Source organism: Thiospirillum jenense, assembly GCF_014145225.1.
GTDB classification, from domain to species: domain Bacteria; phylum Pseudomonadota; class Gammaproteobacteria; order Chromatiales; family Chromatiaceae; genus Thiospirillum; species Thiospirillum jenense.
On sequence record NZ_JABVCQ010000009.1, the window covers coordinates 63,497 to 78,086 of the forward strand.

The following is a 14,590-nucleotide window of genomic DNA, read 5'->3' on the forward strand; positions in this document are numbered from 1 at the left end:
ATACCTGTGCTGTGTTACAGCAGTGAGTTAGTTTTTAAAAAATCATATTAAAAACGGCGATTTGTCAATTAACATTTACCTGCTATAAACCAACAGCCGTTTTAGGTTGTAATACATCAAAACCTACAATTTTTTATTGCAAGTCATCCAAATTGCAGGATAGTCATTTCGGTTGTCTAGCTGTTGAAAATTGTCAAAATGTGAACCCAACACATTTTGCAACATTTCGTAACTATAGCCAATAAAATGATGCAAATATTGATTACGTTGCGAGCCAAAAATCCAACTGTTATATTTCAATTCTTCTTCAAGGCTGGACGACTCTAAATACAATTTACAAATCGCTTTGTTGTCGGGTACTGCAATTAACAATGTTGCCTGTGGTGATGATAAACATCGTGCAAGGTTTTCAATAAAATTCGTGCGAGCATACTTAGGAACATGTTCAAATACATGAATCAATTTTATTTCGTCGAATTTAGTCTCAAAACCTGCAATCGTATTTAAGTCACATTTGACATCAACTTCAATTCCAAGTTTTTCTCTGTCGATAGAAGTAAACTGGCGTTTATAATAATTATCAAAGGTTGTTAAATTATCACTTTCGTTGTGATTGCAGATGACTTTTGCGTCATCAGCAAGATCAACATTGAGATGATCTTCAAGAAAAACTGTACCACATCCATAGTGTAGTTTATGCGGGATAAAATGTTTAGATAATAATAAATAGGTTGTAGAAGTTCCCAATTCAGCTTTTTCTGCATCAGACAGCATATCGCTTATTTTACTAAGAGAACCTTCAAATCTGCGCCCATTAATAGCTAAAACTTCATAGCCCGACGTGCGGAAAAGTTGACACCATCTTTCGACTGAAATGAACCGCTCATCGCCATATTCTTGCAACTTGTTTTTTCGTTTATCATTAGGTAAGTCAATAACAGAAAATTTGCTAACCTCACTACACTTACGCAGAATTTTTTGAATATCTTCATCACTAAAATGCTCAAGAAATCCTTGATGAATAACACAATCAAAAGCACCTTTATCTACAAATTGATCGAGATTAAAAACATCAAGTAACTCAAACGAAATTCGTTCAAATCCGGCGTACTTCTCTTTCAAGTTTTGAATAAAAATACGATTAATATCCGTTGCATGAACATTAAAGCCAAGATCATTTAGCAGCACGGAAGTAATGCCACTTCCACAAGCAATCTCAAGTAATTTTGTACCTTGACTAAACTGGTTGACGATGGTTTTAATATAGGTTTCTTGGATCAAACTGGTGCGAAACAACGTGTGCTTCGAATTCATTTCTACCCATTTTTGATCGTCACTCGAATATCTGTTCATGGTATCATTCACTGTAATAGTTGTTCAGTTTTTAGCCATTGGTGTAGCAGTTTTGCCTGTCAATAACACTTGATTTACGCCATATCAATATGGATAATTTAGGTGTGTTATGGTTCAAAAACCAATACTCAAAATGGCTCGGTTTATTTGCTTGAAGTTTTGGTAGAACTGGAAATATCGCGCCCAATTTGCGTTAAATAATACTCGGTTTAACTAATCAGGAACTCACCCATGCCCCCCCAACCCCCTCTCCGCCATGCAAAAACTGGGCAACCCATTGATCATGCCAAACTTGACCGCATCGTCGCCAGCGCCCGCCGCGCCAGTGACGAGCGCGCCGTCGGCTACCGTGAACAGGCGCTGAAATTATATCCCTGGGTGTGCGGGCGCTGTGGACGCGATTTTGACCGTCAAAATCTACGCGAACTGACCGTCCACCACAAAGACATGGATCACGACAATAACCCACCAGATGGCAGCAATTGGGAGCTATTGTGCCTCTATTGCCACGACAACGAACACCAAAAATTCGAGGAACACCTCGCTGCACGGGCGGCGGGCCGAGTGGTCACCGCTGCCGCCGCATCTGGCAATAAAACTGCTACACATCAACCTTTTGCCGCGCTACAGGCGTTACTCAAACCCAACACCGACGTCCCGCATGACCAGTGATAGTGCCAGTGATTTGACGGTCGGGACGCCAGCCATGCCGCCCGTCTTCGCACCTACCACCGCCGAACGCCACCAAATGATCGCCGTTGCCGCCTATTTTCTGGCAGAACGCCGCCACTTCGCCCCTGGCAACGCCGACACCGACTGGATCAACGCCGAACAGCAAATTGACCAAATGCTGGCAGTCATGCGGGAAAGCGGCCGCACACAGCACGATTTGGAGCAAGTCGGATTACGCAACGCCTTATTATTATGGACAAATTGCATCCCCCTGGCGTAATAATTGAATGCAACAATTAAAATGCAGCGCCAACTGTTTTACCCATTTTTTTCAAAATCAACGCCAATGGACAAAAGCGCGTGAATGCCGATTGAAATAGATTCAACCCCACAAATGCGGTGAACCAATACCAATTTGGGCTATGCACAGCACCCAACAACAAAGAGAATAAAATCATCGCTCCGGCAACTGCTAACACGATTCGTTCAATTGTCATCTCCAACTCCTGTGGTTTAATTTCAATACAACACACGTCACAACGTGTGCATCATAAAAATACTGCTCACCAATTGCAAGTCAGCAGTTTAATCCGATTCCACTTGCCACCCATGACCACCGCGCTCGACCAGCTCCACCATCTATTAAACGCCCTACAGCAACCGAGTGCTTATCCCCACCCGGTCGTTGCCGTTAAAATGATTGAAACACACATTTCGGTTGTATTACTTGCCGGCGCCTATGCCTACAAATTAAAAAAGCCATTATCACTCGGATTTCTTGACTTCTCCACCATTGAACACCGCCGCCATTGTTGCGAAGAAGAAGTCCGCATCAATCGGCGATTAGCGGCCGGTTTATATTGCGGCGTCGTCACCATTCGCGGCGACCTAATTAATGCACACATCGAAGGCGACGGTGAAATTCTTGATTATGCCGTTAAAATGCGCCGCTTTTCACAACAAGCATTATTAACACACACCACTTTAACCCGCAATTTAATAGATCAAATCGCGGTCATATTAGCACAATTTCATAGCAAATTACCATCTGCACCACTTGATAGTCATTGGGGAACACCGTCGGCTGTTTTATCACCCATGCTGCAAAATGTCGAACAAATTCGCACCGCCTGTATTGACCCTTACATTCGTACTAGGGTTGATCGTATTGCCCGCTGGACGCACCTGAGTTATAAACAACTATTACCGATTTTAGAACAACGGCGGCGCGACGGTGCAATTCGTGAATGTCACGGTGACGTTCATCGCGGTAATATCGCACTCATTGATGGACAACCAATGATTTTTGACGCTCTTGAATTCAATCCGGCCCTGCGCTGGATTGATTGCATGAGTGAACTTGCCTTTTTAACAATGGACATCCGCGATACCGGCGCCCTACGATTAATGCGGCGGTTAATTAACCGTTACTTGGAATTAACAGGTGACTACAGCGGGCTGGCAGTATTACGCTTTTATCAAGTCTATCGCGCCCTCGTCCGCGCTAAAGTACACGCCATTCGCTTTAATCAACCCAATGTCACCCAAGCCGAACGCACCCGTGATTATAATGGACTACGGCGCTATCTTCATTTAGCGCGTGCCTGTATTAAAAAAAATCGCCCACGTTTATTAATCACACACGGCTTATCAGGTTCAGGTAAAACGTGGCTAGGGCATGTATTATGTGAACGCCTGCCATTAATTCATATTCGTTCCGATGTAGAACGCAAACGACTATGCGGATTAACTCTGGATGTTCGTCCCACGCCAGAACAGATGCGACGTTTGTATGATACAGACATGACTGCTCGCACCTATCAACATCTTACCCAACAAGCCCGCGCTATTCTTACCGCCAATTACAGCGTCTTAGTTGATGCTACTTTCTTAAAACAAATGCACCGTGCTTTATTTTTTGAATTAGCCCAAGAGATTGGCTGTCCAATAATGATAATTTCATTAGCCGCCCCGCCACCTATTTTACGCGCTCGGGTGTTGGCACGATTAGCCGAAGGAATTGATGCCTCGGATGCCAATGCCGAAATACTCGCCAACCAACGGCGCCATTATGAACCATTAAATGAAGAAGAACACCGCTATGCGCATTATCTAACCACCGAAAAACCCTTGCATATCATTGCATTCTTGCGTCATATTAAACGCGAACTTAGTGAACAGTCTCAATCACTCAATACGCGCCATGCAACATCAAGATCGTGATCAATTTATAGCCAGTGTCGCTCTGGTCATTGCCGAGTTATACGGACAGCCACCGACATTAAATTTGGAAACAACACTACAGCAACGTCTCAATCCATTATTAGACAGTTTTTTATTTGAATCACAAGCGATTGTTGCCACCGAGGCCACTATTTTAATTGCCGACATTCGCGGATTTACCAGTCTAACCGAATTCTTTCCGCCACCCGCTTTAATCGCATCATTAAATCGGTATTTTCAAATCACCAGTGAATTAGTGAATCATCATGGCGGTTGGATTGATAAATTCATGGGTGATGCTGTCATGGCATTATTCGGTGCCCCGCAATCACGACCGGATGATTTAAAGCGGGCATTAATCTGTGCCGTTGATATGCAGCGTTCAATGGCGCGCATTAACCGTGAAGCCGAAGCCAATGGTGAACCCAGTTTATATATTGGAGTTGCTGTGAATACCGGCAAAGTCATGGCAGGCAGTTTTGGCTCCAGTGTTTATAATGAATATACGGTCATTGGTGATGCAGTCAATCTCACGTCCCGCATGGAAGCCTATAGTTTGCGCGGACAAATTCTATTAAGTGAAGCCAGTTATCAAGCAGCGCGGGACTTTATAGAAATCGGCGCGGTGAATCAAGTACAGGTCAAGGGGAAAAGCCAGCCGGTCACGCTGTATGAATTAAGAGCGATTAAACATCCGGTGCGTCTTGAGGTGCCGCCAATTGAAATTCGTAAATCCCCTCGCGTCCAAGTTGATTTACCGCTCGCATTTCGCCGCGTTGAATGTAAACGGATTTTGACTGAACGCTATTTTGGGCGGGTCAATGATCTTGGGTATTTCGGCATGAATGCTGATTTGCCCCTCGTTTTACCCCCGCACACCGAGATTTTAATTAACTTACTCGGCGCTGGCATGTCGGAATTGGGATTAGAAACCGCCAGCGATGTCTATGCGCGTGTGTTGCGTTGTCATCAAATTCCCGGCGCATATCGGACACATTTAGAATTCACATCTATTGGAACGCGAGGGCATCAACAGCTTAAACACTATATTGACCAATTATTGTGGCGCGGTTAATAGTGATTAAACTGGATGACAGAGTGTTGCAATTTCATTATTAAGAATTGGCACTTTTTTTGTAGTGCGTACTGCCGCGTTCATAGGTCACAATGACGTTATTCGCACCGAGTAATTGCCGTAACCGTTTAATCACCGCATCGGTTGGTAATAACCGCCATTGCCGCCCGAGTTGAAACCGTGCCTGTACGGTGGGGCTGCGATACAAAATTTGAATTGATAAACCAGTCCCACATTCAGCATTTAATAGCTCTATTAATGTCGTCACCTGTGCCATGCCGTGCGTTTGATAAAACACCGGATCACTCAAATCTAATTCTAATACAACGCGCTCGGCCAATTCGGTCCGCAGACTCATAAAATCACGCACACTAGTAGCGCGTAATGACCATTGATTATGAAAACTATCAAAGTTTAAGATGCCAGTGACGACTAAAATTTGGTCAACAACTAATTTCTCCCGCACCTGATCGTATAATTCACTAAATACCGCAATCTCAATGCGGCCGGTGCGATCATCAAGCATCACATTTGCCACCCGCCCTCGTTGCGTTTTACCAAGACGCACACCAATTACCAATCCAATCACGGTCGTGCGCGTTTCTTGACGATCATTATAATTAGTCGAATAACTATTCAGGCTATTTCGCGCAATATCACAGAGTCGGCTGAATGATTGTTTTGCCGAAAGTGCGGTCATTTCTGCATCATAACTATTCAACGGATGCCCGGTGAGATAAAGCCCCAACGTGTCTTTTTCACCCTTGAGTCGTTCATTATCATCCCATTCTGGATAAATAACTGTATTTGCTTCGTTAATAACAGTGTGGTCGCTTTCTTTATCAGTCGCGGTGGCACTGCCAAATAGATCGTTTTGACCCGTCGTGGCGCTGGTGGCGTGTTGTTCGGCATATTTTAATGCAGTGGGTAATTGCTGCATGAGCGTGGCGCGATTCGCTGCCAGACCATCTAATGCCCCAGAACGAATTAACGCTTCTAATACACGCCGATTGACTTTGCGCTGGTCAAGACGGCGGCAAAAGTCCCATAAATCAGTAAAAACACCATCCTGCCGCCGAGTGCTAATGATGTTGTCAATTGCCGCTTCACCTACACCTTTAATTGCACCTAATCCATAGAGAATGCGGCGCTCATCAACCGCGGTAAAGCGCCATTCTGATTGGTTAATCGTTGGTGGTAGTAGCGGCAATTTTAAGGCGCGACATTCATCAATAAAAATAACAACCTTATCCATGTCATCCATATCCGCAGATAAGACTGCGGCCATAAATGCGGCGGGATAATGCGCTTTTAACCATAGCGTTTGATAAGCAATTAACGCATACGCGGCAGAATGTGAACGATTAAATCCATAGGCGGAAAACTTTTCCATTAAATCAAAAATAGCAGTGGCGGTGGGCGCGGGAATATGATTTTGCGCAGCGCCTTGTTCAAAGGTAGCACGCTGTTTAGCCATTTCATCGGCATTCTTCTTTCCCATTGCCCGGCGTAATAAATCCGCCCCGCCTAAACTATACCCCGCCAATACCTGCGCAATTTGCATCACCTGTTCTTGATAAAGAATGACGCCATAGGTGCTTTTCAAAATCGGTTCTAATGCGGGATGTGAATAGGCCACGGCCGCTTTGCCGTGTTTGCGCGCAATAAAATCATCCACCATGCCCGATTGCAATGGACCAGGGCGGAATAATGCAATTAACGCAGTCATGTCGGCAAAATTATCCGGGCGGAGTTTTTTAATTAACTCCTTCATGCCCGCCGATTCTAATTGAAAGACGGCTGTCGTTTCGCAGCGTTTTAATAATGCAAATGCCTGTGGATCATGCGGATCGATGTGGTTAATATCTAATCCCGGCTGTTGACGTTTGGCGCGGTCAGCGTTAATAGTTTTTAATGCCCAATCAATAATGGTGAGGGTGCGCAAGCCAAGAAAGTCAAACTTGACCAACCCGACTTTTTCAATATCATCTTTATCAAATTGCGTCACTAAATTGGCGCCGCCCGGTTCGCAATAGAGCGGCGCGAAATCCGTTAATTGCGTCGGAGCAATGACTACGCCGCCGGCATGTTTGCCGACATTACGCACTAAGCCTTCTAATTGTTTGGCCATGTCAATCATGGCGGCGACATCATTGTCTTGTTGATAAGCCTGTTTTAATTCGGCACTCTCCGCAAGGGCTTTCTCTAATGTCATACCCAATTCAAAGGGCACCATTTTGGCGACTTTATCAACAAAACCATAGGGTTGCCCTAATACGCGGCCAACATCGCGCACCACTGCTTTTGCCGCCATGGTGCCAAAAGTAATGATTTGTGAAACCGCGTCACGTCCGTATTTATTAGCGACATATTCAATCACGCGGTCGCGGCCTTCCATGCAAAAATCAATATCAAAGTCGGGCATAGACACGCGCTCGGGATTTAAAAACCGTTCAAACAATAACTCATGTTCAATCGGGTCTAAATCGGTGATGCCTAATGCGTAGGCGACTAATGAACCGGCACCTGAGCCGCGGCCTGGCCCAACCGGAATACCGGCTTGTTTAGCCCAACGAATGAAGTCGGCGACAATTAAAAAGTAGCCAGGAAACCCCATTTGGCAAATGACGTTTAATTCGATTTGCAAGCGCGTGGCGTATTGCTTAGGAGCAATCATTGGCACAGTTTTATTTGCCGCTGCGGGCGCGTTAATGTACGTTGTTAATCGCTCATTTAATCCCTGATACGCCAATTCACTAAAGTATTCATCAACGGTTTGACCGGTTGGAATGTGCGAATTGGGTAAAAAACTTTTGCCGAGCGTTAATTCCAATGAACAGCGTTTGGCGATTTCAACGCTATTAGCGATGGCTTCGGGTAAATCGGCGAATAACGCGATCATTTCAGCCGGGGTGCGTAAAAATTGCTGTGGTGTATAATGGCGAATACGGCGTTGATCGGACAGTACATTGCCCTCGTGAATACAAACGCGCACCTCGTGGGCGTCGAATTCGTTGGTACGCAAAAAGCGCACGTCATTAGTTGCCACCACCGGGACACCATGTTTAATGGCTAATTCAACACTGCCGTTGAGACAGGTTTCTTCATTCGCTCGACCAGTGCGGGTTAATTCCAAATAATAGCGGTCGTGGTCAAATAATTGTAGCCAATCGGTTAATGCCTGTTCGGCGAGTGCGTATTGATCGGTAATAAGCGCCCGTCCGACATCGCCAAAGATGCCAGCCGATAATGCAATTAACCCGGCCGTGCTGCTGGGAGTTAACCAACTGCGATCTAATTGCGGCGGTTCATTCGGTTTGCATTCCAAATAAGCACGGGAGATTAAACGGGTTAAATTGCGGTAGCCGTCAAGGTTTTGTGCTAATAACACGAGCCGATGCGGTGATTGGATTTGCTCGGGATTGCGGATGAATAATTCACTACCGGCAATGGGTTTAATGCCGGCTTGCAATGCGGCGCGGTAGAAACGAATTAAACAAAACAGGTTGTTTTCATCCGTAATGGCGACGGCGGGCATATCAGCCGCGACCAGATGTTGCATTAACGGGTTAATGCGTACCAGCCCGTCAACTAATGAAAATTCCGAATGAAGATGGAGATGAACAAATGAAGTTGCCACAGTGCGCGCCGCGTGAGGGGAGAAATGGGCACAATGATAGCGCGGTGCGGGCGGGCTTTAAGAATTCTGATCTAGCGCCGTGAGGCGTAACTGATTGATTGGGAAAGAATTTGTGCTGAAGTGTGGCAACAATCAATCAGTGTGGTTAATTGGTGACAGTGCCGCCGGGCAGCGCGGCGAGTGGCGGGATCACGTCGGCATTTTGCCCGCGTTGGCGCAGCAGATGGTCGGCCAGTACTAGCGCCAACATCGCCTCGGCAATCGGTGTGGCGCGGATGCCGACGCACGGATCATGCCGCCCGGTGGTGATAACCTCGGTCGCCTGCCCATGCACGTCCACCGTGCGCCCCGGCAAGCGCAGGCTCGAAGTCGGTTTTAATGCAATACGCGCAATGATGTTTTGACCAGTGGAAATGCCGCCTAAAATGCCGCCGGCGTTATTCGTTAAAAACCCAGTCGGCGTCATTTCATCACGATGTTCACTGCCTTTTTGTTTAATTGCAGCGAAGCCAGCACCAATTTCAATTCCTTTAACCGCGTTAATACTCATTAGCGCGTGGGCAATATCAGCATCTAATCGGTCAAATACCGGTTCACCCAATCCAGGCGGGACGTATTCGGCAATCACGGTGACTTCTGCTCCAATTGAATCGCCGCTTTTGCGCAATTGATCCATGAATTGTTCTAATTTAGGAACGAGCGCCGCATCACCACAAAAGAATGGATTGCATTCAACTTCATTCCAATCATGCGATTGTGGTTTTAATGGCCCGAGTTGGGATAAATACCCGCGAATACGAATGCCGTGCGTATGCGTTAATACTAATTTGGCAATAGCGCCGGCGGCGACGCGAATAGCGGTTTCACGCGCTGATGATCGCCCACCACCACGCGGATCACGCCGCCCGTATTTCATTGTGTAGGTGTAATCGGCATGACCGGGGCGAAAACGATCCGCGAGGGTTTGATAATCATGCGAACGCTGATCTTCATTCTGAATCAATAGCCCAATCGGGGTGCCGGTGGTTAATCCGTCAAATACGCCGGATAATAATTGAATACGATCTGGTTCACGGCGTTGGGTGGTGTGGCGTGATTTGCCCGGGGCGCGGCGATCTAAATCGCGTTGAATAAACTCAGGTTCAATGGCAATTCCCGGTGGGCAGCCGTCCACAATGCCGCCAATGGCGGGGCCGTGACTTTCGCCAAAGGTGGTGACGACGAAACTTTTACCAAAACTATTGCCAGACATACGGGTTTAATAATTGCAATTTAATTGACGGTAAATGATGAAAGCGTGAGTTGCTGCTGTGACTGTTTTAATTGCGCCAAGCGCTGTTCGGCTAATTGACAATACGCGGGATTTAATTCGTAGCCAATAAAATGGCGCTGGTGCAATGCGGCCGCCACGGCCGTTGTGCCGCTGCCCATGAATGGGTCTAATACCAATCCATTCGGTGGGCAACTGGCCAAAATCATGCGTTCAATTAACTCCAGCGGCTTTTGCGTGGGATGCGCCACCCGCTCCTGATCTAATTGATGCAAGCGCGTCACGCGCCACACATCTTTCGGATTGCAGCCCAGTTCTAACCATTTTTTACCGGCAAATAACGCCCGACTGCGCGCCTTTTTCGTGACGGCATCATAGGGGATGCGAATAGCGTCGAGATTAAAATAATGATCTTTACTCTTGGCAAAAAATCCAATGGTGTCATGCACGGATGAATAGCGGCGGGTGCTGCCACCCATACTCGGCACGGCGCGATCCCAAATAATTTCATTTAACATCAGCAGCGTTTGTTTCAAATGACAAAAGATTTCTGGCGAATAGCGCCAAGTTAAAAACAAATAAAAACTGCCGCTTGGTTTTAATTTGGGCAGCGCCAGATCAAGCCATTGCTGCGACCAGATCAAATACTCTGCTGCCGAGAGTTTATCTGAATCATTGCCATAATCCTTGCCTAATCCATACGGCGGGTCGGCAATGATTAAATCCACGCTGGCGTCGGGTAATAATGGCAATGCGCCGAGCGCATCAATTGCCTCAATATAATCAACACGCATGAATGATTAATAACGCGGCGGCGGCACGACGTCGGTTGCTTTTAACCACGCATTGCCTTTAGCTAATACGTCGCGGGTAAGCGTACTGGTCGCTTGGTGCAATAACACGCCATTCAAAATGTAATCATACCGCGCTGATAAATAATCAAACTCGGCTTGAAATAAATTGCGCTGCGCATTTAATACATCCACCTGCGTGCGCGTGCCAACTTCTAATCCCGCCTGCGTGGATTCCAATGCACTGCGGGCGGAAATAATTGCCGCCTGCCGCGCTTTCACGTCGCTGATGCTCGACAATACGCCGCGAAACGCATCTTTAGCTTGATTAACCACCAGACGGCGTTGTTGATCTAACCGATCCTGCGCAGCGCGGAAATTATGTCCGGCCTGACGAGTGCGCGAACTGACCGTCCCGCCCTGATACAACGGCACGGTGACATTCAAGCCAACGTAACCGGTGTCGGTGTCGCTGCCGTACTCCGACTGCGAGCGTGATAAGTTGTAACCCGCCTCCAAATCCACATGCGGCAAATGTCCCGCCCGCTCGATGTCAATGGTTTTACGCGCAGCCTCCGCCGCCTCCCGCGCCGCGACGATGTTGTAATTATTCGCCAGCGCCGTGTCCGCCCAAATGTTGATGTTATTAGGTTCAGGCGGTGACAGCGGCAGCCGTTCACCCAGCCGCGCCAGTGGCACGGTCACCGGCCCAATGATGCGGCGCAGCGCCTCCCACGCATTGTCCAAATCATTTTCGGCACTGATGAGCGTTGCCCGCGAGCGGTCATATGCCGCCTGACTTTCGTTGACATCGGTAATCGCCACCAACCCGACCTCGAACCGCTGTTTGGATTGTTCCAACTGGCGCTCGTCGGCCTTGACCAACGCCTCCTGCACCCGCACCGCATCCGACGTACGCAGCACGTCAAAATATGCCCGCGTGGTGCGCACCATCAAATCAACCTGCGCGGCGCGGTACTGCGCCTCGGCTTGACCAATGGTGTGCGTGACCTGATCCAGACGCACCCAGTTGGCGCGGTTGTACACCGACTGCGACACCAGCGCCTGCGCCGCACCCGTGTTGTAATCCTCAGAACGGGTGGTTTCGCCAAACAGCCCCTGACTGGTGGAATCAACGTTGTTGTAATTCATTTCGCCGTACATCGACACTTTTGGCAGCAAATAGGCTTGCGCTTGCGGTTGATACTCCCGCGTCGCGTACAAATTTTGCTCCGACTCGCGTAACGTCGGGTCAACTTTCACTGCTAAATCATAGATTTGTAGCAAATCTTCAGCGTGGCCAATGGCGGCGTAACCCGTCAGACACAGCGCAGTCAAGATCGCCGAGAGCGGCTTGGTCATCATCGGACATGTTTCCCTGTAAAAACACGCTATTGAAATCGCGGCTAACCTGTGCAGGTAGCGACGCTTAATTCAGTGGTAATCATAACCGACTCGGCTATCGTGCGCATGATGACGGCGGATAAATGGGCGGCATGTTCACCGCACTTGGTCATTAGCAGCAGCGGCGGTTTTTAATCACCCAATCACCAGCGCAATTCAAACACGCAGGCGGGCGCGCCGGCTGCTTGACACGCAATTTCAGTGACTTGGGTGCGGCGGCTGACCAGTGTTTGGCACAATCGCTCGAATGCGCCGACGTAAAAATCGCAGATCGGCTGCGGCGCGGTGGCATCGCGGCACAGTGGGCAGTGGGCAATGGTGATCTGCACCGGCCGGCGCAGATTGAAGTGGTAATGACCACTGCCGACGAATGTCCAGGCATTTTTTTCAATTGCTTTCAATAACATGCGGCAGGCCAGCGCCGGCGGGAGTAGCCGCAAAACCCGCTGCGCCGGTTTGGGAATGCGGTGCGCGAGCAGGTAATCACCGGTGCGTTGGCCGGCGTCGTGCGAGACAGCGCGGGCGGCATCCGCGTCGAGGTGCTGGCGCAGCGCGGCGGCGAGGGCGGTGACTTCGGTTTCCGGCACCATTTGCGTCGGCAATGCTGTCAAATAATGCGTCAGTCCGGCGGTGGTGAATATTTGCGCAGTTAATTCGGGATTGTTGTATTGCGCAGTTAATGCTTCGGCGACGCGGATAATGGCATTAGGGCCAATGCGGGGGATGTCAGTAGTATTTGAGGTGTGCATGAGAATTGAATGACGATAGATGAGTGGTGACAATGAGAATTGGATTGCTCCAGTGCGGGTATGATCGAATTGCGTTTAATAAAAAACCAGCAACGACCAATCAAATGCCGTGCTGGTTTAAAGATGAATCAATAATGCAAGCGCCGCCGAGTGGGCGGCAATTGTTAGCGCGGTTGATTAACTCGCTTTATAATGCGGATCAATGACATTGTCAGCCAATGATTCGGGTAAAAATTGCAATACCCGCACTCCAACCGCCGTGATAAATAACGCCACGGCCACGCCGCCGATGCCTAATAACAACTCCGGCAAACTCGGCAAATAAGAGGCAATCAAATTGCCCTCAGTCATTGCACCAAATGCCACAATCGTTTTGCCCGGGAACATGTTAATTGGGAAGGCTTGACTGCCAATAATCACGACATACATTGCCGCGAATCCACCGGCAATGGTTAAGCCACACGCGGTCGCAATCCAATTGCGGTCTTGGCTATAGTCGGGGTGATACAGCAATACCAATGGGGCAATGCTACCAATTATAATCCAACCGAACCAGAACATTAACGTATACACGCCGCCGCCCAGCAGAATGAAATGCTCGATGTCGTTGTATTTCGCGCCGTACAGTTTGGTTAAATGATAAACCAACACGACGTACAGCATTACCATAATAAACAGCGCCAGCAGATTTTTTAATCGCTTTAACATGACCTCGCCCAGCGGGCGTTGATCTTCATTAAAGCTGAACATCAGCACCAGCAGATAAATTGCCAAGCCATAGGCGAGTGACATGGCGACAAATAATAATGCCAAGATGGCTGTGTCATAGGCATCGCGCCCAACTAAAAAGCCAAAGATTGAGCCAGTACCAGTGGTCAGGGCTAATCGCCAAACCATTGCAAAACTGCCAATGGAATAATTATACGGCCAGCCCTTGCGGTCAGCCATGCTCCACAAATACGCAATGACCACCGCTAAAAAGCCGGTGTATAAAAAGATATTCCAGGCAAAAATAGAACTGAAATTGTAGGTGGTCATGGCGACAATTAACCGGTCGGGTCGCCCAAGATCAAGTACCAGAATTAACAGGCCGCCAACTAATAAGCCCGCTGCTAATAAACCGGACAAACGCCCCAATGGTTTATAAACGGTTCTGCCAAACACCGTGCCAATGGAGGCGATATTCAATGCACCGGATGCTGCAATAATTAAAAACACGGCGAAGACGTGCGGCATTCCCCAGACAACGGAATTATTCATACCGGTGACCCAATGCCCGTGATGTTCCACATAGAGCGTGGACAAACCGGCAATACCAATCACCGCCGCGAGTAAGGCTAATAAACTCCAATAGCGCGATGGGGGAATCCGCCATTCACGATACACAATTCTTTTCATGCGGGGGAAACCTCG

General features: G+C 48.0%; 12 protein-coding genes. 4 read left to right on the forward strand and 8 right to left on the reverse strand.

Annotated features, from left to right (window positions below):
- Nucleotides 1–123: 123 nt before the first annotated feature.
- Nucleotides 124–1,353, reverse strand: a complete 1,230-nt coding sequence (locus tag HUK38_RS05685) for a class I SAM-dependent methyltransferase (protein WP_238787487.1) — start codon at nt 1,351–1,353, stop codon at nt 124–126.
- 231 nt (nt 1,354–1,584) lie between these two features.
- Here HUK38_RS05685 and HUK38_RS05690 point away from each other — a divergent pair, with 231 nt between their 5' ends.
- Both HUK38_RS05690 and HUK38_RS05695 read left to right on the forward strand, forming a co-directional pair.
- Nucleotides 1,585–2,025, forward strand: a complete 441-nt coding sequence (locus HUK38_RS05690; protein ID WP_182583354.1) for a YajD family HNH nuclease — start codon at nt 1,585–1,587, stop codon at nt 2,023–2,025.
- Nucleotides 2,015–2,305, forward strand: a complete 291-nt coding sequence (locus tag HUK38_RS05695) for a DUF2934 domain-containing protein (RefSeq protein WP_238787488.1) — start codon at nt 2,015–2,017, stop codon at nt 2,303–2,305. The genes HUK38_RS05690 and HUK38_RS05695 overlap by 11 nt, the downstream gene beginning before the upstream one ends.
- 16 nt (nt 2,306–2,321) lie before the next feature.
- On the opposite strand, the gene HUK38_RS05700 is transcribed toward HUK38_RS05695, so the two are convergent.
- Nucleotides 2,322–2,522, reverse strand: a complete 201-nt coding sequence (locus HUK38_RS05700; RefSeq protein ID WP_182583356.1) for a YgaP family membrane protein — start codon at nt 2,520–2,522, stop codon at nt 2,322–2,324.
- Between the two features lie 112 nt (nt 2,523–2,634).
- On the opposite strand from HUK38_RS05700, the gene HUK38_RS05705 reads away from it, so the two are divergent.
- Together HUK38_RS05705 and HUK38_RS05710 are read left to right on the forward strand one after the other, a co-directional pair.
- Entirely contained in the window at nt 2,635–4,248 is a 1,614-nt protein-coding gene (locus HUK38_RS05705) for a bifunctional aminoglycoside phosphotransferase/ATP-binding protein (RefSeq protein ID WP_182725829.1), read from the forward strand.
- Nucleotides 4,229–5,323, forward strand: a complete 1,095-nt coding sequence (locus tag HUK38_RS05710) for an adenylate/guanylate cyclase domain-containing protein (protein ID WP_182583360.1) — start codon at nt 4,229–4,231, stop codon at nt 5,321–5,323. The genes HUK38_RS05705 and HUK38_RS05710 overlap by 20 nt, the downstream gene beginning before the upstream one ends.
- Nucleotides 5,324–5,363: 40 nt before the next feature.
- On the opposite strand, the gene dnaE is transcribed toward HUK38_RS05710, so the two are convergent.
- From dnaE to nrfD, 6 genes are all read right to left on the reverse strand, one after another.
- Nucleotides 5,364–8,963 carry a DNA polymerase III subunit alpha gene (gene dnaE / locus HUK38_RS05715; RefSeq protein WP_182583362.1) on the reverse strand — a complete coding sequence of 1,200 codons (3,600 nt, stop codon included), beginning with the start codon at nt 8,961–8,963 and terminating at the stop codon, nt 5,364–5,366.
- Between the two features lie 145 nt (nt 8,964–9,108).
- Nucleotides 9,109–10,215 carry a chorismate synthase gene (aroC, locus tag HUK38_RS05720; protein WP_182583364.1) on the reverse strand — a complete coding sequence of 369 codons (1,107 nt, stop codon included), beginning with the start codon at nt 10,213–10,215 and terminating at the stop codon, nt 9,109–9,111.
- Nucleotides 10,216–10,235: 20 nt separating this feature from the next.
- Nucleotides 10,236–11,027, reverse strand: coding sequence for a DNA-methyltransferase (locus tag HUK38_RS05725; protein ID WP_182583365.1), 792 nt, complete (start codon nt 11,025–11,027; stop codon nt 10,236–10,238).
- Nucleotides 11,028–11,033: 6 nt separating this feature from the next.
- Complete coding sequence (locus HUK38_RS05730; protein ID WP_182583398.1) at nt 11,034–12,386, reverse strand: TolC family outer membrane protein; 1,353 nt, start codon at nt 12,384–12,386, stop codon at nt 11,034–11,036.
- A gap of 185 nt (nt 12,387–12,571) precedes the next feature.
- Entirely contained in the window at nt 12,572–13,210 is a 639-nt protein-coding gene (bchJ, locus tag HUK38_RS05735; protein WP_338065366.1) for a bacteriochlorophyll 4-vinyl reductase, read from the reverse strand.
- 144 nt (nt 13,211–13,354) lie between these two features.
- On the reverse strand, nt 13,355–14,575 hold the full coding sequence (gene nrfD, locus HUK38_RS05740; protein WP_182583366.1) for an NrfD/PsrC family molybdoenzyme membrane anchor subunit: 1,221 nt from the start codon (nt 14,573–14,575) through the stop codon (nt 13,355–13,357).
- Between the last annotated feature and the right edge of the window lie 15 nt (nt 14,576–14,590).

Excerpts from the sequence above, each read along its gene's own strand:
- nrfD (WP_182583366.1), bottom strand. The coding sequence starts at position 14,575 with ATGAAAAGAATTGTGTATCGTGAATGGCGGATTCCCCCATCGCGCTAT.
- HUK38_RS05700 (WP_182583356.1), bottom strand. The coding sequence starts at position 2,522 with ATGACAATTGAACGAATCGTGTTAGCAGTTGCCGGAGCGATGATTTTA.
- HUK38_RS05705 (WP_182725829.1), top strand. The coding sequence starts at position 2,635 with ATGACCACCGCGCTCGACCAGCTCCACCATCTATTAAACGCCCTACAG.
- HUK38_RS05695 (WP_238787488.1), top strand. The coding sequence starts at position 2,015 with ATGACCAGTGATAGTGCCAGTGATTTGACGGTCGGGACGCCAGCCATG.
- HUK38_RS05725 (WP_182583365.1), bottom strand. The coding sequence starts at position 11,027 with ATGCGTGTTGATTATATTGAGGCAATTGATGCGCTCGGCGCATTGCCA.
- HUK38_RS05730 (WP_182583398.1), bottom strand. The coding sequence starts at position 12,386 with ATGACCAAGCCGCTCTCGGCGATCTTGACTGCGCTGTGTCTGACGGGT.
- HUK38_RS05690 (WP_182583354.1), top strand. The coding sequence starts at position 1,585 with ATGCCCCCCCAACCCCCTCTCCGCCATGCAAAAACTGGGCAACCCATT.
- aroC (WP_182583364.1), bottom strand. The coding sequence starts at position 10,215 with ATGTCTGGCAATAGTTTTGGTAAAAGTTTCGTCGTCACCACCTTTGGC.
- HUK38_RS05710 (WP_182583360.1), top strand. The coding sequence starts at position 4,229 with ATGCAACATCAAGATCGTGATCAATTTATAGCCAGTGTCGCTCTGGTC.
- HUK38_RS05685 (WP_238787487.1), bottom strand. The coding sequence starts at position 1,353 with ATGAACAGATATTCGAGTGACGATCAAAAATGGGTAGAAATGAATTCG.